Annotated in this window: 22 protein-coding genes; 19 read left to right on the top strand and 3 right to left on the bottom strand. The window is 28.3% G+C overall.

The window, feature by feature from the left end; translation table 11 throughout:
- Position 1 precedes the first annotated feature (1 nt).
- Together B3086_RS15785 and B3086_RS15790 are read right to left on the bottom strand one after the other, a co-directional pair.
- On the bottom strand, positions 2-469 hold the full coding sequence (locus B3086_RS15785; RefSeq protein ID WP_346847350.1) for a DMT family transporter: 468 nt from the start codon (positions 467-469) through the stop codon (positions 2-4).
- 58 nt (positions 470-527) lie between these two features.
- A complete protein-coding gene (locus B3086_RS15790) occupies positions 528-953 on the bottom strand; it encodes a DMT family transporter (protein ID WP_346847351.1) in 426 nt (141 codons plus the stop codon).
- Between the two features lie 141 nt (positions 954-1,094).
- Between B3086_RS15790 and yeiL the strand changes: the two genes are divergently transcribed.
- From yeiL to B3086_RS15810, 4 genes are all read left to right on the top strand, one after another.
- On the top strand, positions 1,095-1,775 hold the full coding sequence (gene yeiL, locus B3086_RS15795; RefSeq protein WP_346847352.1) for a transcriptional regulator YeiL: 681 nt from the start codon (positions 1,095-1,097) through the stop codon (positions 1,773-1,775).
- Between the two features lie 496 nt (positions 1,776-2,271).
- On the top strand, positions 2,272-3,246 hold the full coding sequence (rsgA, locus tag B3086_RS15800) for a ribosome small subunit-dependent GTPase A (RefSeq protein WP_346879486.1): 975 nt from the start codon (positions 2,272-2,274) through the stop codon (positions 3,244-3,246).
- A gap of 213 nt (positions 3,247-3,459) precedes the next feature.
- On the top strand, positions 3,460-4,833 hold the full coding sequence (locus tag B3086_RS15805) for an MATE family efflux transporter (RefSeq protein WP_346847354.1): 1,374 nt from the start codon (positions 3,460-3,462) through the stop codon (positions 4,831-4,833).
- Positions 4,834-4,876: 43 nt separating this feature from the next.
- Positions 4,877-6,970, top strand: a complete 2,094-nt coding sequence (locus B3086_RS15810) for a GGDEF domain-containing protein (RefSeq protein ID WP_346847355.1) — start codon at positions 4,877-4,879, stop codon at positions 6,968-6,970.
- 108 nt (positions 6,971-7,078) lie between these two features.
- Here the strand turns inward: B3086_RS15810 and B3086_RS15815 are convergent, their stop codons facing one another.
- Positions 7,079-7,987 (bottom strand): patatin-like phospholipase family protein, encoded by a 909-nt coding sequence (locus B3086_RS15815; RefSeq protein ID WP_346877264.1) that lies wholly within the window; start codon positions 7,985-7,987, stop codon positions 7,079-7,081.
- A gap of 356 nt (positions 7,988-8,343) precedes the next feature.
- Between B3086_RS15815 and B3086_RS15820 the strand changes: the two genes are divergently transcribed.
- The 15 genes from B3086_RS15820 to gcvT all read left to right on the top strand — a co-directional run bounded on the left by B3086_RS15820 (position 8,344) and on the right by gcvT (position 21,801).
- Positions 8,344-8,997 carry a pentapeptide repeat-containing protein gene (locus B3086_RS15820; RefSeq protein ID WP_346847357.1) on the top strand — a complete coding sequence of 218 codons (654 nt, stop codon included), beginning with the start codon at positions 8,344-8,346 and terminating at the stop codon, positions 8,995-8,997.
- A 65-nt stretch (positions 8,998-9,062) separates the two neighbouring features.
- On the top strand, positions 9,063-9,836 hold the full coding sequence (gene yaaA / locus B3086_RS15825) for a peroxide stress protein YaaA (RefSeq protein ID WP_346893890.1): 774 nt from the start codon (positions 9,063-9,065) through the stop codon (positions 9,834-9,836).
- A 162-nt stretch (positions 9,837-9,998) separates the two neighbouring features.
- Positions 9,999-10,904, top strand: a complete 906-nt coding sequence (locus B3086_RS15830; RefSeq protein ID WP_346847359.1) for an alpha/beta hydrolase — start codon at positions 9,999-10,001, stop codon at positions 10,902-10,904.
- 64 nt (positions 10,905-10,968) lie between these two features.
- Complete coding sequence (locus B3086_RS15835) at positions 10,969-11,916, top strand: patatin-like phospholipase family protein (RefSeq protein ID WP_346893892.1); 948 nt, start codon at positions 10,969-10,971, stop codon at positions 11,914-11,916.
- A 154-nt stretch (positions 11,917-12,070) separates the two neighbouring features.
- A complete protein-coding gene (locus B3086_RS15840) occupies positions 12,071-12,349 on the top strand; it encodes a chorismate mutase (RefSeq protein WP_346847361.1) in 279 nt (92 codons plus the stop codon).
- Between the two features lie 37 nt (positions 12,350-12,386).
- Entirely contained in the window at positions 12,387-13,199 is an 813-nt protein-coding gene (aroE, locus tag B3086_RS15845) for a shikimate dehydrogenase (RefSeq protein WP_346847362.1), read from the top strand.
- Positions 13,200-13,217: 18 nt separating this feature from the next.
- Positions 13,218-13,661, top strand: coding sequence for a type II 3-dehydroquinate dehydratase (aroQ, locus tag B3086_RS15850; RefSeq protein ID WP_150846162.1), 444 nt, complete (start codon positions 13,218-13,220; stop codon positions 13,659-13,661).
- A gap of 52 nt (positions 13,662-13,713) precedes the next feature.
- On the top strand, positions 13,714-13,992 hold the full coding sequence (locus B3086_RS15855; RefSeq protein ID WP_346847363.1) for a hypothetical protein: 279 nt from the start codon (positions 13,714-13,716) through the stop codon (positions 13,990-13,992).
- Positions 13,993-14,527: 535 nt separating this feature from the next.
- A complete protein-coding gene (locus B3086_RS15860) occupies positions 14,528-15,067 on the top strand; it encodes a helix-turn-helix domain-containing protein (protein WP_035130168.1) in 540 nt (179 codons plus the stop codon).
- Between the two features lie 63 nt (positions 15,068-15,130).
- Positions 15,131-16,180 (top strand): spermidine/putrescine ABC transporter ATP-binding protein, encoded by a 1,050-nt coding sequence (potA, locus tag B3086_RS15865; RefSeq protein ID WP_346877266.1) that lies wholly within the window; start codon positions 15,131-15,133, stop codon positions 16,178-16,180.
- Between the two features lies 1 nt (position 16,181).
- A complete protein-coding gene (locus B3086_RS15870; protein ID WP_035130173.1) occupies positions 16,182-17,018 on the top strand; it encodes an ABC transporter permease in 837 nt (278 codons plus the stop codon).
- The gene (locus tag B3086_RS15875) at positions 17,012-17,794 is read left to right on the top strand and encodes an ABC transporter permease (protein WP_346847365.1); all 783 of its coding nucleotides are present in this window, start codon (positions 17,012-17,014) and stop codon (positions 17,792-17,794) included. The genes B3086_RS15870 and B3086_RS15875 overlap by 7 nt, the downstream gene beginning before the upstream one ends.
- Before the next feature lie 4 nt (positions 17,795-17,798).
- A complete protein-coding gene (locus tag B3086_RS15880; protein WP_346847366.1) occupies positions 17,799-18,848 on the top strand; it encodes an ABC transporter substrate-binding protein in 1,050 nt (349 codons plus the stop codon).
- Between the two features lie 234 nt (positions 18,849-19,082).
- Entirely contained in the window at positions 19,083-20,513 is a 1,431-nt protein-coding gene (locus B3086_RS15885; protein ID WP_346847367.1) for a potassium/proton antiporter, read from the top strand.
- A gap of 181 nt (positions 20,514-20,694) precedes the next feature.
- Positions 20,695-21,801: a glycine cleavage system aminomethyltransferase GcvT gene (gene gcvT / locus B3086_RS15890; protein ID WP_346847368.1), complete on the top strand. Its 1,107-nt coding sequence runs from the start codon at positions 20,695-20,697 to the stop codon at positions 21,799-21,801.

Consider the following 21,801-nt stretch of genomic DNA (forward strand, 5'->3'; position numbering starts at 1 on the left):
ACTATGCTTTGAGAATTTCACTTTCATCACAAGTAGTGTCATTTTTATCTACTATAAGATTATAGGCCAACCCTATAAGAACTAAAATACCTCCAATAATTTTTCCTGTAGATGCTTTACCTAAGGTGATATAGTCAATTACTATACCCATAAATAATTGCCCAATAAATATAAAGAGAGTTAGATAAAAAGAAGATATTCTCGGAGTCATGTAATTTGAAATAACTATGGTTATAACTCCTAGGAGTCCTCCTAAATATGCTAAGAAGGGTATTGTGCTAAAGCTACTAAAGGTTGAAGGAAAGGTTTCTTTGCTGAATAAAAGAAATACTACTGAGAAAAACAGTCCAACTACATAGTTAAAAAAGGTTCCTTGAAATATACCGATTTTCTCTGCTAATTTAGAATTTATAGTTCTACCTATAACAATAGTTACACCAGCTAAAATAGAAATTATAATATATATCATTATTTATCTTTAATAAGGTTATAGAATAAATAATCTTATTAAAGTTCACCTCCTATCATTATTTAAAAATAGTCATAATTACGATACCTATAATCATAATTGATAAACCTATGAACTTCTTACCGTTAAATTTAATCTTTTTCATTCCAAGTAATCCATAGTTATCAATGATAATAGAAGAAATTGCTTGACCAAGTAATCCTAGAGAAATGCTTAAAGAAGCACCAAGAGCCATAAAACTTATATTACTAAAAAGCACTGTAAATACTCCAACGGCTCCAGCACTGTACCATAAAATAGGAATACCTTTTTGAATTTTTAATTTTGACTTAGTAGCAAATAATACAGTAATAATAGTAATTAAACCTACTATGTGAATGAGTACACTGGAAGAATAATTACCAATAGTCCCTGATAAGGTTCCATTAAACACAAGCATTACTGAAATTAATGCACCTATAAATATAGAAATAAAAATATTCATGACAATCCCCCTTTTAGTTACATATTGAATTTATCATAAAGCAGTTGAGAAGTATTATGACATATGTCATAGTTGTATTAAGAAAGTATTTAAGATGAGAAATAATTTTAATAAGTAATTTATATGATTTAGGAGATAAATATGAAGAAAATAAATAACTCAGAACTTATGAACACATATATAAATAAATACAATATTAATGATATCTTTACCAGTGATATGAGAGAATATATGGAATTATTTCACTTTAAGAGAAATGAATTTTTATGTAAAGAAGATGAGCCTATAGATTATTTATTCTTTTTTGTAGAAGGGAAGGCTAAAGTATATATTAGTTTAAAAAATGGTAAATCGCTTTTAATATGTTTTTATTATCCACTTATGGTACTAGGGGATTTAGAGCTAGTTAATTTTACAATGGCAACTACAAATATGGAAGTTATAGAAGAGGCCTATTGTATTGGCTTATCTTTTAAAAAGGTAAGAGAAAAACTACTTAATGATGCTAAATTTCTAAGATTTATTTGTAGTTCATTAGGCAATAAAATGGACACAGTTTCTAGGAATGGATCAATTAATTTACTATATCCACTGGAAAACAGATTAGCTAGCTATATAATGGCAACAAGGGAAGAAGGAAATAGAGTTGTATTTAATGAAACATTAACAGAAATTGCTGAGTTGCTAGGAACTAGCTATAGACATCTATTAAGGACTATAAATAATTTAATAAATAGGGAAGTATTAAAAAAAGACAATTACGGATATGAAATTATTAATGAAGAAATACTTAGAAGTTTAGCCGTAGATTTATATAAATAGATAATAAAGATGGATATATAAGCATTTTAAATTATATAAAATCCTAAAAATGAAAAATATTTATAGAAATTTGTCATTTAATTATTTACAAATATGTATATTTGATGTATGCTTAATATATGTATTGATATTATAAATATATAAATCGAATTTGAAAGGAGTTGTTGTATTATGATGAACAGAGAAAGATTAATATTAGATGAAGTATATACAGCCGCTCCAAATTTAAGATTTAAATGTTAGTTTCAGTGGATTAATATTAACAATTATATTCAGTTTAAAACCTTAGAAGTATAATAATATTATAATCCTAATTTTATAACTATATTTAATTTGAACTTATGCCTTGGAGTAGCCTAATCCAAGGTTTTTTTGTATGCAAAAATAAAGTTTTTTAACCAATAAGGTTATTATAAAAAAGCTAAAGGGCATAAGTTCAACGTGTTATTAAATGAAAATAAATTAAAGTATAAAGTTAGAAAGAGAGATTATATAGTTGAGAGAAAATAATATAAATGAATATTCAATAGGAAGAGTGTATGCTCAGCATAGAAATTTATACAAGATAATAACTGAAAAGGGAGAAATATCAGCTACCCTATCGGGGAAGTTACAATATGAATTAATTAATAAAAAGGACTATCCAGTTGTAGGGGATTGGGTTAATTATGAAGAGCTTGGTTATGGAGAAGGAATAATACATCAGATTCAAGAAAGAAAAACGCTTATTTGTAGAAAGGTAGCAGGAGTAAAAAGTGAAGAACAGGCTTTAGCTGCAAATATAGATAAGATTTTTATAACAATGTCTTTAAATAATAATTTTAACCTAAGAAGATTAGAAAGATATATTAATATAGCATGGGATAGTGGTGCTACACCTGTTATCTTATTAACTAAATTAGATTTATGTGAGGATTTAGAAGATAAATTATTATCCTTAGATCAGGTGGCATTAGGTATAGATAAGATAAGTGTAAGTTCTTTAACTGGTGAAGGTGTAGAGGTAGTAAGGAATATTATAAAAAGCGATGATACTGTAGTTTTTATTGGATCTTCAGGGGTTGGAAAATCTACTATAATAAATAAATTATTAGAAAAAGAAGTACAAATTACTAAGGAAGTTGATGAATATGACAAAGGAAGGCATACTACAACCCATAGAGAGTTGTTTGTGTTGCCAACAGGGGGAGCTATAATAGACACTCCAGGAATGAGAGAACTTCAGCTAAGTCAGGGAGACGTAGAAGCCACCTTTAAGGATATAGAAGATCTTGCATTGAAGTGTCACTTTTCAGATTGTAAGCATAAAAGTGAACCTAAATGTGCTGTTCAACAAGCCATTGAAAGAGGAGAATTATCTAAGGAGAGATTTATAAGTTATGAAAAAATAAAAAAAGAAATAGCTAATGAAGAAAAACGTAGAAAGGCTAAAGAGAGAATAAATGAAAGAAAAGCTAGAATAAGAAGATAGATGAAAATATGTATTTTGGAAGTTGATGAAATTTTCTAAGAGCATAAATAATTTTATTAATATATTCATAATAAAGAAATTTGCATTAATATATTTATTATTCTAAAATAACCATACATACCATGCACATTTGTAGAAATATGTATGGTTATTTTATATGTGAAATATGGTATAATTATTTTATTAAATTGGATTAATACGGAGAATATTTATATGAAAATAACTACAGATAAGAAATTTTACAGATTACTTTTTAGTATATCAGTACCCATAGCTATACAGAACTTAATTACTTTTGCAGTAAGTATGATAGATACCTTAATGGTAGGATCTTTAGGCGAAGTCCAATTATCATCAGTAGCTTTAGCAAATAATTTATTTTTTATTTTGATGATTCTACTTTTTGGACTAGCTAGTGGATCAAATATTATGATATCTCAATATTGGGGGAAGAAAGATGTAAATTCTATTCATAAGATACTTGCAATTATGTATAGAGTTTGTACTGTTATAATAATTATATTTATAGCCATAGCAGCACTATTACCAACACAGTTCATGAGTATATTTTCTAATGATATAGCTGTTATACAAGGTGGGGCTAGCTATCTTAGAATAGTCTGCATAGGATACATATTCTATGGTTTAACAAACTGTACAATAATGATGCTTCGTTCTGTAAAAACGGTAAAAATTTCAATGTTAGTATATAGTGTGTCATTGTTGGTAAATGCTTTTTTTAACTGGATATTTATTTTTGGAAAATTTGGATTCCCAGCATTAGGCATAAGAGGAGCAGCTATTGCTACCGTTATGGCAAGAATCACAGAATTTATAATAGTTATAATATTTATGATTTATTTTGAGAAGAAGATAAAATTACGACCTAAGCATCTATTAAAGGTGGATAAGGTTATATTAAAGGATTATGTATCTACATGTACACCAGTATTATTTAATGAATTGCTTTGGTCTACAGGCTCCTCTATGATTTCAGTTATTGTAGCAAAAATGGGAACAAGTACAGTAGCAGCTAATAGTATAAATGGAGTTGCACAACAATTTGTAACAGTGTTTATATTTGGATTATCTAATGCTGCAGCTGTTATTATTGGTAATACCATAGGTGAAGGTAAAAAGAATAAAGCCATGGAATATGCCTTTACAATAGGTGTATTTAGTGTAATTACAGGGCTTATTGCCAGCGGAATAATATATGTTATTAAGCCCGTAATAGTAAACTTCTACAATGTTCCACAAAGCACAAAATTAATTGCTATGGAAATCATGAGTGTAACCTCTATTATTGTTATATTCCAAGCTTTAGGAAGTAATATGATGATGGGAGTTCTAAGAGGTGGAGGAGACGCAAGATTTGTATTATTAAATGATATTATATTTATGTGGTGTGTAGCTATTCCAGGAGGATTCATAGCAGTAGATATATTAGGGTTACCAATAGTAGCTGTATTTTTTATAATTAGGTGTGATGAGATAATAAAATCTTTGGTTAGTATAGTAAGAGTAAGTAGTGGGAAATGGGTAAGAGATGTTACTAGAGATTTTGCCATAGAAGAAGAGGAATAATTAATACCTTATAACATAATAAAAATAGGGGGTTATGAAATCTATGTATAAAGATTCAAAAGAAGATGTACTAAATAGACTTAGGGAAGATTCAGATTACATAGACCAATTTATAGATTATATTAACGAACAGCTAGTAATTAACCTAGACAACGCTAAAAGTATATTAGATGAAGGTTTAAAAATATGTACTGAAAATGAAAATATCAAAGGAATAGCTTGGTGTAGTGGAACTATAGGGTGGTATTTTAATTATTCAGGTACATATGAAAAGGGAGTACAGTGGCTATTAAAAGCTAATACATTATTTCAAAGCATAAGTGATGAAAAAGGGAAATTATATGTATCAAATGGTCTTATGAGTGCCTACTTTCAATTAGGATTATGTGAATTGAGTACAAAATGGGGAAAGATTGCTTTGAAAATAGCAAAAGAAATAAAAAATGATAAGTTTTTTTTAATAATATTAAATAATATTTGTGTTAATTATCTAAATCTGGAAAAATATAATGAAGCTAAAAAAATTATAGATTCATTGCAAGACATACCTTATGGTTATAATGATAATTTGAAAATAAATATGTATCAAGTTATTGCTGAAATTGAATGTGAACTTGGCAATTTAGAAAATGCCATAAATTTTATTAATGAATCTATTGAAATTGGAGAAAAGCTGAATTATGAAATTATAAGAAGTGAAGCTTTAAGGATAAGGGGAAAAATTAATTTTAAGGCTGGCAATCAAAAGGAAGCAGAAGAAGATTATTCAGCTGCATTAGAGCATGCCACAAAGAGGGATTATTATGAAGTTCAAGCTAGCATATTAGAGTCTTGGGCTCAGAGTGATTTAATTAATAATAAATATGATGAAGCTATTAATAAGCTAGTAAAGGCATTAGAAATATGTGAAAAAAATAAATACGTACTAATTAGTAGAAATATATATAAACGACTGTATTTATCTAACAAGGAGATTAATAAATATAAGGAAGCATTAGTGTATTATGAGAAGTATGTTGAAATAAATAATGAATTGAACTGTATAACTAGTGAATTAAGTCTTGCTGATTTAGAAAATGAAAAGAATAAGCAAGAAGCAGCTATATTCAAGTCATTATATGATGACATTAAAGTAATATCAACTATAGGGCAAAAAATAACTTCAGATCTTAATTTTGATAATATATTAGAAAATATACATAAAGAAATATCAATGATTATTGATGCAGAAGTGGTTGGTGTTTCTACCCTTAAGGAATCAGAAGGGATTTTAGATTATGCACTATTTATAGATAGAGGAAATAAGCTGAATTTAAAGAATGTTCATATAGAAGATGAAACAAGCATAGGAGCTTACTGTGTTAGAAATAGAAGCACTATTTTAATTAATGATCTGTATAAAGAATATAAAAAGTATGTACCAACCCTTAAGGTAAAAGTAAGTGATAATAATACTCAATCAGCAATGTATTGTCCTTTAATTCTAGAGGATAAGGTTAGAGGATTTTTAAATGTACAAAGTTATAAGAAAAATGCATATACAGAAAATGATTTAAACAAATTAAAGATATTAGCATCCTATGTTGCTATAGCTTTAGAGAATTCCTGTCTTTATAATAGAACTAAATATTTTTCTTCTCATGATTTTTTAACGGGATTACTGTCTAGGATGGAAATATTTGAAAAGGGAGAAAAAATATTTAAGGATTGTCAAAGAGAACGAAAGAAATTAGCTGTCATAATGATAGATATTGATGATTTTAAATTAATCAATGATAAGTATGGACATAGTTATGGAGACGGTGTATTAAAAATGGTTGGAGGCATAATTAAAAATAATGTTAAAAATCATGGAGTTGCAGGGAGATATGGTGGGGAAGAATTTTTAGTGATTTTACAAGGTATAAGTGAAAGAAAGATTTATTCAATCTGTGACAATATAAGAACATCAATTGAAAGAGCTAATATATATTATAGAGAAAAATCTAAATTAAAAGTAACATCTAGCCTAGGTGTATTTATGTATTCAGGTAAAGAGAAGAGCATTGATCAATGTATTAATTTTGCAGATGAAGCATTATATATAGCTAAAGCTGAAGGGAAAAATAAACTTGTAAAATATGAAAATTATTCTTAGTTATATAAAGTTAGTTAATTAGAAAATGTACATAAAAATAAAAAAGTTATTCTATAATGATAAAAGGAATTATTATAGAATAACTTTTTATATTAAATTAATTCTGTACTAATGTAAAAAATTATTTTCTATAAATTTAAAGGTATCGGAAAGATCTAGATTGTCCACAGCATCTTTAAGTAATGGAACTTTTGAATAGTCATCAAGAGGAATTTTATATTTTAGTATAGGATTTATTCTAAAGTAGTTTGGACCGATAAGCTCTTTGCAATATAAGTCTTCTAGAGGTGTATCATTTAGTAGAATTGAAACCAAAGGTGTTTTAACATTACATTTTGGTCTGAGCATCCACTGGAGAGCACCCCAAGAAGATGTATCTGATTTTATTTGGTTAAGTGTTGAGCCGGTACCAATAGATAATATACGAAAATCAGATAGTGAATGTTTAGGCTTAAGGAGCTTCATTACGGAAATCATAGAGGCGGCTGTAGGATTATTTACAATTACACCTCCATCTATAAAGTTCTTGTATGAAGGGAAATAAGTAGGAGCGGCAGAGCTAGCTAAAGCCACATCTACAACCTTAGATGTGTATGTTGAACCACGAGAAAGGTTATTAAAAAATACAGATTGCCAGTTATCGGATGAAAAACCTTTTACATTAAAGGATGGGATGAATACATATTTTTCAAGATCCCCAAGGGTAAGGTCTTCTGTAAATACAGATAATATGACTTCTCTTAAGTTTTTATTATTAAATTTAGGTCTGAAAAGGTTAAGATGAGAAGGATAAAATATACTTTTTACAGTCTCATAGTTGTACAAGTTATCAACATAATTTCCATCCTTTCCAGAAGCTAGAGCTAAGGCTATTAAAGCACCTGTAGAAGTACCAGCAAATAAGTTTGTATACTTTAAGATATCAGGATATTTATTATAAATGCGTTTTAATATACGTGTGGATAGGGCACCACGAATTCCTCCACCATCAAATACAATAATTCTGAATGTAGACATTAGACACCTCCGTTGTAGCTTATATGATTATTGTATTAATGATTATGTAGGTATGTGAATATATTATTATCTGTTTTAAAATATCTTTGACTTATAAAGAAGCTAAGAACTCTGTTTATCCGATGACTACCAGCTCTAATACTCCCACCTTTTTCAAAGTGGAAGTAAAAGACCTGCTATGTCCCTGGATAACGATTTCTAAGCATCATAGAAGCTAAGAACTCTGTTTATGAAGGTTTTTGAGATTACCTGGGGAATATTTAAATATGATAGATAATAATTAGATTAAATGAAAACAGTGAAGGAGGGTGAAGATTAGCTATGTTAAGTATATATAGTACATAGCTAGAAGAAATATGGAAGAAAGAAAAGTAAAAAATGTATTATTACCTAAAATTACAGCAATAAATGAAGAGGTATATTCTTTAGAGAAGAATATAGATGATGAAGATTATTTTAATAATGTAATGATGCTTAATTGTGACATAAGTAATGAGTGTGCATCACATGTTGAATTTTCGGAAGTTATATTTAAAAATGTAGATTTTAGAAATGTAAAATTTCCTCATATTGAATTTATAGATGTAAAGTTTGAAAACTGTGATTTATCAAATTCTAATTTAAATAATGGAATTCTGCATAGGGTAGAAATGAAAAACTGTAAGCTTATAGGTATAGATTTGACAGATACAAATATTCAAAATGTCACATTAAATCAGTGTAGCGGTGACTATAGTAACATATCTTTCTCTACTCTTAAAAATGTAAATTTTATAGATTCGTCATTTAATAATGTAATATTTGAAAATAGTAAATTTAATAAAGTAAACTTTGAAAATGTAAGTATGAGGCAAATTGATATATCTAAGGCTATGGTGAAAGGAATTGATTTTAGAAATAGTGATATAGAAGGACTTATTGGAGATGTAAGAGATTTATATGGAATAGTAGTTACTCCAATGCAAGCACTATCGCTTTCGAGAATTTTAGGGATTGTAATTAAGGAATAGATGTATTAAAGAGACTGCCAGAGTAATGAATTTTAATTAGGATATTTAAAGTTAGGAGAAAACATATGATAACAATAATATCATCAGCTAAATCTTTAGATTTTGAAAAAGAAATATTTATAGATGAAAGTACCGAACCTGTATTTATGAATGAAGTAAGAGAATTAGTAGATATAATTAAAAATTACAATTTACAAGAAATAGCTAAGATAATGAAAATTAGTAATAAGTTATCAAAGGTAAATTATAATAGATTTCAATGCTTTTATGACCAACAAGTAAATACTAGACAGGCTATTTTTGGATTTAGTGGGGAAGTATATAGAGCTATAAATCCTTTTGAATATGACAGATCAAACATAGAGTTTGCACAAAAGCACATTAGGATTTTATCAGGTTTATTTGGGGTTTTAAGACCTTTAGATAATATAAAAGAATATCGGCTAGAAATGGCTACAAAGTTAAGAGGTATACCTGAAGAGAATTTATATAAATTTTGGACAAAAAAGATTACTCAAAATATAGTTCATGATTTAAATCTTAAAAAAGATAAGACAATTTTGAATTTGGCCTCTCTAGAGTACTCTAAATCCATAGATAAAAGTAAGCTAGATACTATTAATGTCTATGATGTTGAATTTAAAGAAAACATAGAGGGAAAATATAAGATTATAGGAACATATACTAAGAGGGCTAGGGGGCTTATGGTAACTTATATTGTTAAAAATAATATAGATAATATAGAAGATTTAAAGAATTTTAAAGAAGAAGGTTATTGCTATAATAAAGAATTAAGTAGCAATACTAAATTAGTTTTTACTAGAGAAAAAATGATTTAGGTCTATGACTTTAGTATTAAATAATGTGACATTATAAAAGAAATTAAAGGTGCATTAATTATAAAAAGTAGGGGATTACTAAAATATATAAAATAAAAACTTGTATTTTAAATACAAGTTTTTTTATTTTAAAACATTATAAGATGATAATAGGAGCAAATTATGATAATAGTTAATATATTAATTGTAATGACAGTACTTTTTATAATATTTATCAAAACTATAAATTGTTTATTTTATTATGCTACTCTTGGTAAAAAGCGTGATAAGATAGAAACCTTTAATAGTCTTTACACCATGGGATTATATTCTCTTGATGAGTATGAAAAGTTAAAATTGGAAGAGCTAATTGTACAAAGTAAAGATGGATATAAGTTAAAAGGATATTATCTAAACTGTAATTTACCTTCAAAAAAAATAATAATATTATTGCATGGATACTTGGTTGGCCACTACAGGTCTTGCCAATATATAAAGTTTTTTATAAAAGAAGGATTTAATATTCTTTTAGTAGATCAAAGAGGTCATGGTAATAGTGAAGGAACTTATGCTACCTATGGAAGATATGAGTGTGAAGATTTAGATTTATGGGTAAGCTGTATAAGACAAAAAGTTGGGGAGAAATGCTTTATAGGTGTACATGGACATTCTATGGGAGCTGCTACTGGTCTTATGTATTCAGTTTTAGGAAAGAATAAAATAGATTTTATAATATCGGAATCAGCTTATGCAAATGCAATAGAGGTTATAAAAAGAAAGTTAAATAAATACAAGATTCCATTTTTCCCTTTCTATAATCTCGCTAATCATAAAATAAAAAAAGTATGTGGCTTTTCTTTAGGAGAAATAAGTCCAATGGATATGGTAAAGGAAAGCAAAGTACCAATTATGTTCATTCATGGAGATGAAGATGAATTAATACCATGTTATATGTCTATGGAAATGTATGAAATTAAAAAGGGAATAAAAAGCTTATGTATAATTCCAAGAGCTAAGCATAATACTTGTTATGCCACTAACCAAGAGAAATATGAAAATGAAGTAAAAAACTTTCTTAAAATGATATAATAATAAAAAGTCGCTAATAAATATTTTAAAATCAAGATAATATTTTAATGGGGGATGAAGGGGAATGAGAGTAGGATTAGTATTATCTGGTGGAGGCGGAAAAGGAGCTTATGAGATAGGAGTATGGAAAGCTATAAAAGAGTTAAATATAGATAAATACATAAAAGTAGTTTCAGGTACTTCTATAGGTGCTATAAATGCAGCTTTATTTGCTCAAGATGATTTTGAAGAAGCTAAGAAAATGTGGCAAGAGGTTACTATAGAGAAGTTGTTACCAGTAAATAGTAAAGTCTTAATAAGGAAAGGCGTAACCCTCGCTATTGGTAGTAGAAACATGAATTTAGTAAAAAAATATATGACAAAGAAATTAGAGCAGGGTGATATTCCTAGGGATGGAGCTAAGGATATTATAGAGAAATATATAAATATTGATAAATTAAAAAAGTCAAATAAAATATGTTATGTATCATGTACTGAAATGCCGGAGTTCTCTGCTAAATATTTTAAAATAAATGACTATGAAGAAGAAAAGGCTAGAAGTATATTATTAGCAACGTCTTGTCTTCCTATGATATATGAAAGTGAAGAAATTGGTGGAAAGACATATTTAGATGGGGGACTAGTAGATAATACTCCTATAAAACCAGTATATGAAGAAGGGTGTGATATAATAATAGCTGTACTATTATCTAAAGAAGCTAAAATAAAAAGAGAAGATTTTCCAGATGCAAAAATCATAGAACTAATTCCTTCAGATATAGAAACAAAAATATTAGATGGATTATTAAATCTAGATGAAGAGTCTAAAAACAAGAGAATTCAAAGAGGTTACTATGATACAAAAAATCTTTTAGAACCTATTTTTGAAATGGCAAGATATCAATTAATCGAAGAATTAGAAAGACAGGCTATGGACAGTGAATTACAAGAATTTGAAGAAAAAAATAAGGAAAGTTGGATAGCTAGAAATACAAGAAGAATAAAGAGAAAACTTGGAATAAAAAAACTTTAATAAATATTATGTAAAGTAAAAATATATAGATAAAAAGATAGATTCCTATAGGAGTCTATTTATTTTTAGTGGAAATAATATATAAATAAGTGTTATTATATATTAGTAAAATTTAATTAATGTATATAGATAATTTAGAAAAGGGTGAATTGCAGTGAATGAATTAGAGCAATGTAGAAAAGAAATCGATGAGATTGATAAAGAACTTATAAATCTATTTGAGAGAAGAATGGATGTTGCTATAAGAGTAGCTAATTGTAAAAAAGAAAATGATTTACCGATATATGATGAGGAGAGAGAATCAAAGGTTATTAAAAAAAATGTAGACAATTTAAAAAATAAGAACTATGATTTATTAGCAAGAAGATTTTTCTTAAGCATAATGGAGTTAAGTAGAAGTTTGCAAGAGAGCATTATAAAAAAGCATAAGTAAAGTTATTTAAATTAATCATATATAAAGGAGTAATGTTATGGAGTTTTACGGCATACTAGGTGAGAAATTAGGACATAGCTTATCACCAAGAATACATAAGATAATATTTCAGGCTATGGAAGTAGAAGGTGCATATAAACTATTTGAAATACCTAAAGGAAATTTAGAAAAATTCATAGATGCACTTAAACTTTTAAAAATTAAAGGAGCCAGTGTAACTATTCCTTACAAGGAAGAAATTATTAAGTATTTAGATGAGATATCACCAGAAGCACAAAGGATAGGTGCTGTTAATACAATATCACTAGAGGATAATAAACTATATGGTTATAACACAGATTACTATGGCTTTGGATATATGTTAAAGGTATATAATGTTAAGATACAAGACTCAATAGCTGTAATTTTGGGAAATGGTGGAGCTACAAAGGCTGCTGTGTGTTATTTATTAGACAATGGAGCTAAAAATGTTTATATAGTAAGTAGGACACCAGAAAAAAATAAGGGAATAAATCATGAAAAAGTTCAACTAATAAGTTATGAGCAGTTAAAAGAAATTCAAGGAGATATGATAATTAATACAACTCCAGTAGGTATGTTTCCTAATGAAGATGCCACTCCTGTTAATGATACTATCATAAATAATTTTCAAACAGTTGTAGATATAGTATATAATCCATCAGAAACAAAATTTTTATTAAAGGGAAAAGAGTTAGGAAAAAAAGTTGTAGGGGGATTATCTATGCTCATAGGACAAGGCGTAAAAGCACAGGAAATATGGCAAAAGAATTCTATTGATGACCAAGTAATTAAAGATATATATGAAATTTTAAATAGAGAGTTTAGTTAATTATAAGAGGTGATTGCTATGAAAATTATGGTTATAAATGGACCTAACCTGAATTTTTTGGGCATAAGGGAAAAACATATATATGGCTCAAAAAGCTTTGAGAAGATTGAAAATTACATAAAGGAATGCTCTAAATCCTTAGGACATGACATAGAGATGTTACAAAGCAATATAGAGGGAGAAATTATTAACTTCATCCAAAGGGCATACTATGAAAAATATGATGGAATAATAATTAATCCAGGTGCCTTTACCCATTATAGTTATGCAATCTATGATGCTATAAAAAGTGTAAACATAGATACTGTGGAAGTTCATTTATCACAGATTTATGATAGAGAAGATTTTAGACAAAAATCAGTTACTGCTCCAGCATGTATAGGTCAGATATGTGGTTTTGGAGAATATGGATATATAATGGCTATGAATGCTCTAGAAAATAAAATGAAGATTTCTAGCTAAAGTAGGTTATAATACTAATTAAACATTTGTAACCTAGGAGGAAGGGAAAATTATGGATGAGCTTAATAATAGGATAATAGACATCTATACAAGTCTTGCTGAAAGTGGAGTTAGATTTTATTATGAGGATGATATTAACCCTTTTAGCGAAATAAAAGAATTGAATTCTTGTAATGAAAAATACCTATGGTTCACGACTGATGGAGAAAATGAAGTTAAAGTATCCATAGAAGATTTCAGAGTATATCATTCAAAGGAAAACATTAATCTTTATGATTGGGTTGAAATAAGAGAATTTGATAGGCTTTTGGAAGAATTAAGTGAGAACTAGTAGAATCAAATGAAAAATAAACAACTAAGGTGTTAATTACTTAGTTGTTTATTATTTTTTTAAAATTTATAAATTGTGGATAAAATAAAGTAAATTTTCAGAAAAAAGGTTGATAATCTAAGATTTATCCACTTAGTGTTAATTATATTGTGGATAGAGTTGTGGAAAATGTTAATAATTACATTATTTTACAATGAAAAATATATAGCATTTATTGTGATTATAAAGTATTTTTTTAAAATAGTTAAAGTAAATTGTCTTTCTAGTATTTGGTAGAAGGTTAGTACAATTAATACTAGGAAGTTTTTATTATGGAATATACTTAGTATTACTAAACATGAAGAATATTAATATAAACATATTTTCATAAACATAAGGTATATTCAAAGGTTCATTATGAAAAAAAAATCATGAAAATATAAAAAAAATTTAATAAATCTATTGATTTATTAATAAAAAAAATATAGAATAATATTGTTTGTTTAGTAAATGTAAACTTAAGGTTTAGTATAATACATAAGATTGAGGTGGAATCGTGCAAATTGGAGAGAAGATAAAAAGTCTTAGAATCGAAAAACAGTTAACACAAGAAGAACTTGCAAACAGATGTGAATTATCCAAGGGGTTCATATCTCAAATTGAGAATGATCTCACATCTCCATCTATTGCAACACTTATGGATATTCTTCAGATACTAGGCACAAATTTAAATGAATTCTTTAGTGAGAAAATTAATGAAAGAGTTAAGTTTACAAATGATGATATGTTTGAAACTGAGGATGAAGATCTAAAGTATAGATTAAAGTGGCTCGTACCAGATGCTCAAAAAAATCAGATGGAGCCTATAATGCTCACATTAGAACCAAATGGAAAATACAAAGAAGAAACTCCTCATGAGGGAGAGGAATTTGGACTTGTGCTTCATGGTATTGTAAACCTGCATTTAGGAGATAAGGTATATAAAATACGTAAGGGAGAAAGCTTTTATTTTAAGCCAAAGTCTAATCATTATATTTCAAATACAGGAAAAACTGAGGCAACAGTAATATGGGTAAGTACACCACCGTCATTTTAAGTAGACAAATTTAATAAGGTGACACAAAAGTATAATTAGCATTATGTTATAAAAGAGGTGTTTATGTTGGGTGATAATATAATTGAAATTAAAGGTATATCTAAAACCTTTGAAGACAACAAAGTTTTAGACAATATAACTTTAGGGATAAAAAAGAATGAGTTTATAACATTACTTGGTCCAAGTGGCTGTGGTAAAACTACTACATTAAAAATTTTAGCAGGTTTTGAAACTTGCGATGAAGGTGAAGTTATATTTGAAGATAAGAAAATCAATGACTTACCTCCATATGAAAGACAGATTAATACAGTGTTTCAAAAATATGCACTATTTCCTCACATGAATGTATATGAAAACATAGCTTTTGGATTAAAAATAAAAAAACTTTCTAAAAGCGAAATTGATAAAAAAGTAAATGAAGTTTTAAAATTAGTAGATCTTAAGGGCTTTGAAAAAAGAAAAATTGAATCTCTAAGCGGTGGTCAGCAACAAAGAGTAGCTATAGCAAGAGCTATTGTTAATGAGCCAAAGGTATTACTTCTTGATGAGCCTTTAGGTGCTCTTGACTTAAAGCTTAGAAAAGAAATGCAAATAGAGCTTAAAAGAATACAAAAACAATTGGGAATTACTTTTGTATTTGTAACCCACGATCAAGAAGAAGCACTAACTATGTCTGATACTGTGGTAGTAATGAACAAGGGAGTGATTCAACAAATGGGTACTCCGGAAGATATATATAATGAACCTGAGAATAAGTTTGTAGCTAGGTTTATAGGAGAAAGTAATATTACAGACGGAATAATGTTAGAAGACTTTAAGGTTAAATTCTGTGGACGTATATTTGAATGTGTTGATAAAGGCTTTGATAAAGATGAATATATAGATGTGGTAATAAGACCAGAGGATATAAAAATAGTAAATAAAGAAGAAGGAAACTTAAAAGGGATAGTAAAATCTTCTGTATTTAAAGGAGTTCACTATGAATTAGAAGTAGAGGAAGAGAGTATGAACTTTATTCTTCATAATACTAAAAACTTTTCTATAGGTACAGAAATCGGAATGGATATTTATCCAGAAGACATTCACATAATGAAAAAGTCAGGAGAAGCGTAGAATGAAAAAGAAATCATATTTAGCTTATCCTTATGTATTGTGGAGTTCCTTGTTTATAATAGTACCTCTTCTTCTAATAGTATTTTTTAGCTTTACAGAAAAAGTGAGCGGAAGCTACCAATTCTCTATAAATAATTTTAAAAGATTAATGGATCCTTTATATATAAAGGTATTTACTAGATCTATTAGCTTAGCCTTACAATCAACAATTTTATGTTTAGTAATGGGATATCCCATTGCGTATATGATATCAAGAAAACCAGAGAATAAACGTGGAATGCTTATAATGTTATTTATTCTTCCAATGTGGATGAATTTCTTGCTTAGAACCTATGCATGGCTTGCAATTCTAGGAAAGAATGGTTTGCTTAATAACTTACTTAATATCATTGGGTTAAACTCAGTAGATATACTATATACAAATGGTGCAGTGCTTCTTGGAATGGTGTATAACTTTCTTCCATTTATGGTACTACCAATATATACATCGCTATTAAAGATGGATCAAGATTTAGTTAATGCTGCTTATGATTTGGGAGCCGGAAAAATTACAGCTTTTATGAAGATAATTTTTCCTTTAAGTATACCAGGAGTTATCTCAGGAATAACTATGGTATTTATGCCAGCGGTATCTACCTTTGTAATCTCGCAACTTTTAGGTGGTGGAAAGCACATGCTCATAGGAAATTTAATTGAGCAGCAGTTTACTTCTGTTGGAGATTGGAACTTTGGTTCTGCAATATCTATCCTTATGATGATATTAATTTTATTAGCTATGGGATTAACCTCTAAGTTTTCAGATGATGATGAAAAAGGAGGAGGTAGAGTATTATGGTAAAAGCAAAAAAAATATTTTCAAATATATATTTGATTTTAATATTTATATTTTTATATGCTCCTATTTTTGCCCTAGCACTATTTTCTTTTAATGATTCAAAATCCATGGCAAGATGGCAAGGGTTTACTTTTAAGTGGTATCAGCAATTGTTTCATAATGATAGAATAATTTCAGCTTTAATAACCACTGTAGTAGTAGCAATATTGGCATCAGCAATAGCTACAGTCATAGGAACAATAAGTGCTATAGGGATAGATAGAATGAGGGGGCCTAAAAAGGCAATGCTTCTCAATATAAACTATCTACCTGTATTAAATCCTGATATAGTAACAGCAATAGGTCTTATGATACTTTTTATATTTTTTAATATGAAGTTAGGATTTTTAACTATGTTACTTGCACACATAACTTTTAATATACCATATGTAGTTTTATCTGTATTGCCAAAGTTAAAACAACTTCCAGACAATGTAGAAGAAGCTGCTATGGATTTAGGCGCAAAACCTATGTATACCCTTAGAAAGGTAATACTTCCACAGATAAAACCAGGTATAATTTCAGGATTTTTAATTGCTTTTACTATGTCTATAGATGACTTTATTATAAGCTTTTTTAACACTGGAAATGGAGTAACTAACTTATCAATCGAGGTTTATTCTATGGCAAAGAGAGGTATTAAACCAGAGATTAATGCACTGACTACATTAATGTTTATAACAGTATTAATACTATTATTATTATCTAACAGAAAGCAAGCAATGGTAGGGAAGGAGTAATAAGATGAAAAAATTAAAAAAAATTATAGCTCTAGTATGTACAGGGGTAATGGTGACAGCTATGCTTACAGGTTGTGGGACAAAATCCTCTAGTGATGTTTTAAATATTTATAACGTTGGGGATTATATAGATGAATCTCTAATAGAAAAGTTTGAAGAAGAAACTGGTATAAAGGTAGTATATGAAACCTACGATACCAATGAAATCATGTATCAAAAGATAAAGAGTGGTGGATCAAAATATGATTTAATAGTTCCATCAGATTATATGATTGAAAAGATGAAGGATGAGAAATTAATCCAGAAGATAGATTATTCTAATATTCCTAACTATAAAAATATAGATGAAAGCTTTAAAAAGCCTAGCTATGATGAAAATGATGAATATAGTGTACCTTATTTCTGGGGAACTTTTGGTATTCTTTATAACAAAAATATGGTAAGTGATCCTGTAGATAGTTGGGACATTTTATGGAATGAGAAATACTCTGGAGAAATCCTAATGCTTGATTCAGTTAGAGATACTATGGCTATTGCCTTAATGAAGTTAGGATATTCTCAAAATAGCATAAATGAAAAAGAACTAGATAAAGCTAAGGCTGAATTAATAGCTCAAAGACCTTTAGTTCGTGCTTATGTTAATGATGAAGGTAAAGATAGACTTTTAGGAGAAGAAGCTGCTATGGGAATAGTTTATTCTGGAGATGCAATAACTCTTATGGAACAAAATGAAAATCTAGCTTATGGAATCCCTAAAACGGGTACCAATAAGTGGGTAGACGCATTATGCATACCAACAGATGCAGAAAATAAAGATTATGCAGAGAAATTTATAAACTTTATGTTAGAGCCGGGAAATGCTGTCCAAAACATAGATTATATAGGATATTCTACACCAAATAAAGCAGCTCTTGAAATGCTTTCACAAGATGTTAAATCTAATCCAGTAGCTTATCCAGATAAGACTCTTCTTGATAAATGTGAATCATTCATAGACCTTGGTGACAACATTAAGCTTTATGATGAAAGATGGATTGAAATAAAATCTAAATAGTATAAAAATAGTATAAAAATAGTAGCTAACATATTTATGGTGAGCTACTATTTTTTATATCATGATGAAAATTCATTAAAATTTTTGTTAAATTTAATAGACTTTACACAAATATAATTTGATTAGGGAGGAATTTTTATGTATTGAATTCAATTTTATTGTATAATATATATATGAGAATATCTAAAATTAAAAAAATTAATTATAATAAATAATATAAATTAAGGAGGTAATATGCTTGAGTTAATGATTATATGTGGATTAGTATTACTAATTTGCATAACATCCAGTAAAGTATTATATAAGTTTGGTGTACCAATGTTACTTATATTCATCATTTTAGGAATGTTATTTGGCTCAGATGGTGTAGTAGGAATATATTTTGATAATTATGAGCTTACAAGAGAATTATGTTCCTTTGGGTTGGTATTTATAATGTTCTATGGTGGGTTTGGTACCAATTGGAAAGAAGCTAAACCTGTTGCAAGAGAATCCATTTTAATGTCTACATTTGGGGTAATAATCACATCAGGATTGACAGGATTATTCTGTTATTTTGTCCTTAAAACAAGTCTTTTAGAAGGGTTGCTAATAGGCTCCATAGTTGGGTCTACAGATGCAGCATCAGTATTTTCTATATTACGTTCACAGAAATTAAACTTAAAAGGAGAAATTGCATCTATACTAGAGGTTGAAAGTGGAAGTAATGACCCTATTGCATATATGCTAACATTAATAGTTTTAACATTAATGAATAATGGGGGTATCAGCTCAATAGTACCTACAGTAATTGGACAAATTATTTTTGGTATATTAATTGGGGTGATATTATCTAAGCTAACGGTCTATATAATGAGAAATGCAAATTTTGAAGTAGATGGATTTTATACAATATTCATAACGGCAATTGCCATTTTATCTTATGCATTAAGTGAATGGGTAGGCGGTAATGGATATTTAAGTGTTTATATAGCTGGTATTATCATTGGAAATAGCAAAATTCCACACAAGAGAAGCTTAGTTCATTTCTTTGATGGAGTATCGTGGATAATGCAAATTATGCTATTTTTTGTATTAGGTTTATTAGCATTTCCTTCTGAATTACCAAGTGTTATAGGGAGCTCTATATTAATATCAATATTTATGATAATAATTGCACGTCCAATCGCAACCTTTAGCGTTTTAAGTTGGTTTAAGATACCATTTAAACAACAGTTGTTTGTTTCTTGGGTAGGATTAAGAGGGGCAGCTTCAATTGTTTTTGCAATATATGCAATAACATCAGGGATACCATTAGAAAATGATATATTTCATATAATATTTTTTATAGCTTTATTATCAGTAGCTATTCAAGGCACATTAATCCCTAAAGTAGCTAGAAAGTTAGATTTAGTAGATGATACAAAAACAGTATTAAAAACATTTACCGACTATCAAGAAGATAGGTCTACAACATTAATAGAGTATAATGTTGACTCGAACAGTAGTTGGAAAGAAAAGACTATAATGGAAGCGGATATTCCAGAGGAGATACTTATTGTAATGATAAAAAGAGATAGTGAAATAATAGTTCCAAAAGGCTCTACACTAATTAATCAAGGTGATATATTAGTTTTAAGTGGAAATAATATAGAATATTTATTAGAAAAAAATGTTGGATCGTAGATTTTGTACAAAGTGGCTATAGAACTTATAGCCACTTTAGTTTTGAAATTTATATGAGGATTAATATAGTTATGAATTATTTTATTCTTAAATATTGTATTTTGAGTAAAATATTGCATATAAATAAATTAGCGTTATAATAGACTTATATACATTATTTTTAATTTAAGGAGGGAGTTAATTGGACAATTTAAAAGTTACTCCTTTAAGAGGAGAATATGAGAAGAATGGTGGAAAAATTGTAGAGTTTGCTGGGTATGAATTACCTACTCAATTTAAGGGAATTCTACATGAACATGAAACCGTAAGAGAAAGAGCAGGTTTGTTTGATGTTTCTCATATGGGTGAAGTGCTAGTAAAGGGAAAGGATGCTGAAAAATTTGTTAACTATCTTTTAACAAATGATGTGAAAACACTAAAAAATGGAGATGTCATATACAGTTTCATGTGTTATCCAAATGGTGGTGTTGTAGATGACTTACTAGTGTATAAATTTTCAGAAGATTATTATTATTTAGTTGTAAATGCAAGCAATAAAGAAAAAGACTTTAAATGGATGTTAGATAACAAAGATAATTTTGAGGTAACCATTGAAGATATTTCTGATAGTGTTGCTCAATTGGCACTTCAAGGGCCAAAAGCTCAAGAAGTATTACAAAAATTAACACAACTTAATTTATCAGATATAGGATTTTTCCAGTTTAAAGATGATATAGACATATGTAATAAAAAAGTTTTAATTTCAAGAACAGGATACACTGGTGAAGATGGCTTTGAAATATATGCAAAACCTGAGGATGTAGTAGTCTTATGGAGAGAAATACTTAAAGCTGGAGAAAATGAAGGTGTTGAACCTATTGGACTTGGCGCTAGAGATACACTAAGATTTGAAGCTACCCTTCCATTGTATGGGAATGAAATGGATGAAACTATAACTCCATTAGAAATGGGTTTTGGATTTTTTGTGAAACTTAATAAAGAAAATTTTATTGGTAAAAATGTTTTGATAAAACAAAAGGAAAATGGAGTAACCAGAAAATTAGTAGGATATGAATTGATAGATAGAGGTATAGGAAGACATGGCTATATAGTAATTAAGGATAATGAAGAAATAGGACATGTAACCACTGGATATATGTCTCCTACCTTAAACAAAACAATAGGATTTGCGTTAATTGATGCTAAGTACGCAGCATTAGGTACAGAAATTTTTATAAAAGTTAGAAATAAAGAATTAAAGGCAATGGTTGTCAATAAGAAGTTTTATAGTAAAAAAACTCAAAAATAA

It is taken from the genome of Clostridium sp. UBA871 (genome assembly GCF_002295255.1).
In the GTDB taxonomy this organism is placed as follows: Bacteria; Bacillota; Clostridia; order Clostridiales; family Clostridiaceae; genus Clostridium_J; species Clostridium_J sulfidigenes.

Excerpts from the sequence above, each read along its gene's own strand:
- B3086_RS15785 (WP_346847350.1), bottom strand. The coding sequence starts at position 469 with ATGATATATATTATAATTTCTATTTTAGCTGGTGTAACTATTGTTATA.
- potA (WP_346877266.1), top strand. The coding sequence starts at position 15,131 with ATGTTGGGTGATAATATAATTGAAATTAAAGGTATATCTAAAACCTTT.
- yeiL (WP_346847352.1), top strand. The coding sequence starts at position 1,095 with ATGAAGAAAATAAATAACTCAGAACTTATGAACACATATATAAATAAA.
- B3086_RS15870 (WP_035130173.1), top strand. The coding sequence starts at position 16,182 with ATGAAAAAGAAATCATATTTAGCTTATCCTTATGTATTGTGGAGTTCC.
- B3086_RS15855 (WP_346847363.1), top strand. The coding sequence starts at position 13,714 with ATGGATGAGCTTAATAATAGGATAATAGACATCTATACAAGTCTTGCT.
- aroQ (WP_150846162.1), top strand. The coding sequence starts at position 13,218 with ATGAAAATTATGGTTATAAATGGACCTAACCTGAATTTTTTGGGCATA.
- B3086_RS15810 (WP_346847355.1), top strand. The coding sequence starts at position 4,877 with ATGTATAAAGATTCAAAAGAAGATGTACTAAATAGACTTAGGGAAGAT.
- B3086_RS15815 (WP_346877264.1), bottom strand. The coding sequence starts at position 7,987 with ATGTCTACATTCAGAATTATTGTATTTGATGGTGGAGGAATTCGTGGT.
- yaaA (WP_346893890.1), top strand. The coding sequence starts at position 9,063 with ATGATAACAATAATATCATCAGCTAAATCTTTAGATTTTGAAAAAGAA.
- B3086_RS15835 (WP_346893892.1), top strand. The coding sequence starts at position 10,969 with ATGAGAGTAGGATTAGTATTATCTGGTGGAGGCGGAAAAGGAGCTTAT.
- B3086_RS15830 (WP_346847359.1), top strand. The coding sequence starts at position 9,999 with ATGATAATAGTTAATATATTAATTGTAATGACAGTACTTTTTATAATA.
- B3086_RS15820 (WP_346847357.1), top strand. The coding sequence starts at position 8,344 with ATGGAAGAAAGAAAAGTAAAAAATGTATTATTACCTAAAATTACAGCA.
- B3086_RS15880 (WP_346847366.1), top strand. The coding sequence starts at position 17,799 with ATGAAAAAATTAAAAAAAATTATAGCTCTAGTATGTACAGGGGTAATG.
- B3086_RS15875 (WP_346847365.1), top strand. The coding sequence starts at position 17,012 with ATGGTAAAAGCAAAAAAAATATTTTCAAATATATATTTGATTTTAATA.
- B3086_RS15790 (WP_346847351.1), bottom strand. The coding sequence starts at position 953 with ATGAATATTTTTATTTCTATATTTATAGGTGCATTAATTTCAGTAATG.
- aroE (WP_346847362.1), top strand. The coding sequence starts at position 12,387 with ATGGAGTTTTACGGCATACTAGGTGAGAAATTAGGACATAGCTTATCA.
- B3086_RS15885 (WP_346847367.1), top strand. The coding sequence starts at position 19,083 with ATGCTTGAGTTAATGATTATATGTGGATTAGTATTACTAATTTGCATA.
- B3086_RS15805 (WP_346847354.1), top strand. The coding sequence starts at position 3,460 with ATGAAAATAACTACAGATAAGAAATTTTACAGATTACTTTTTAGTATA.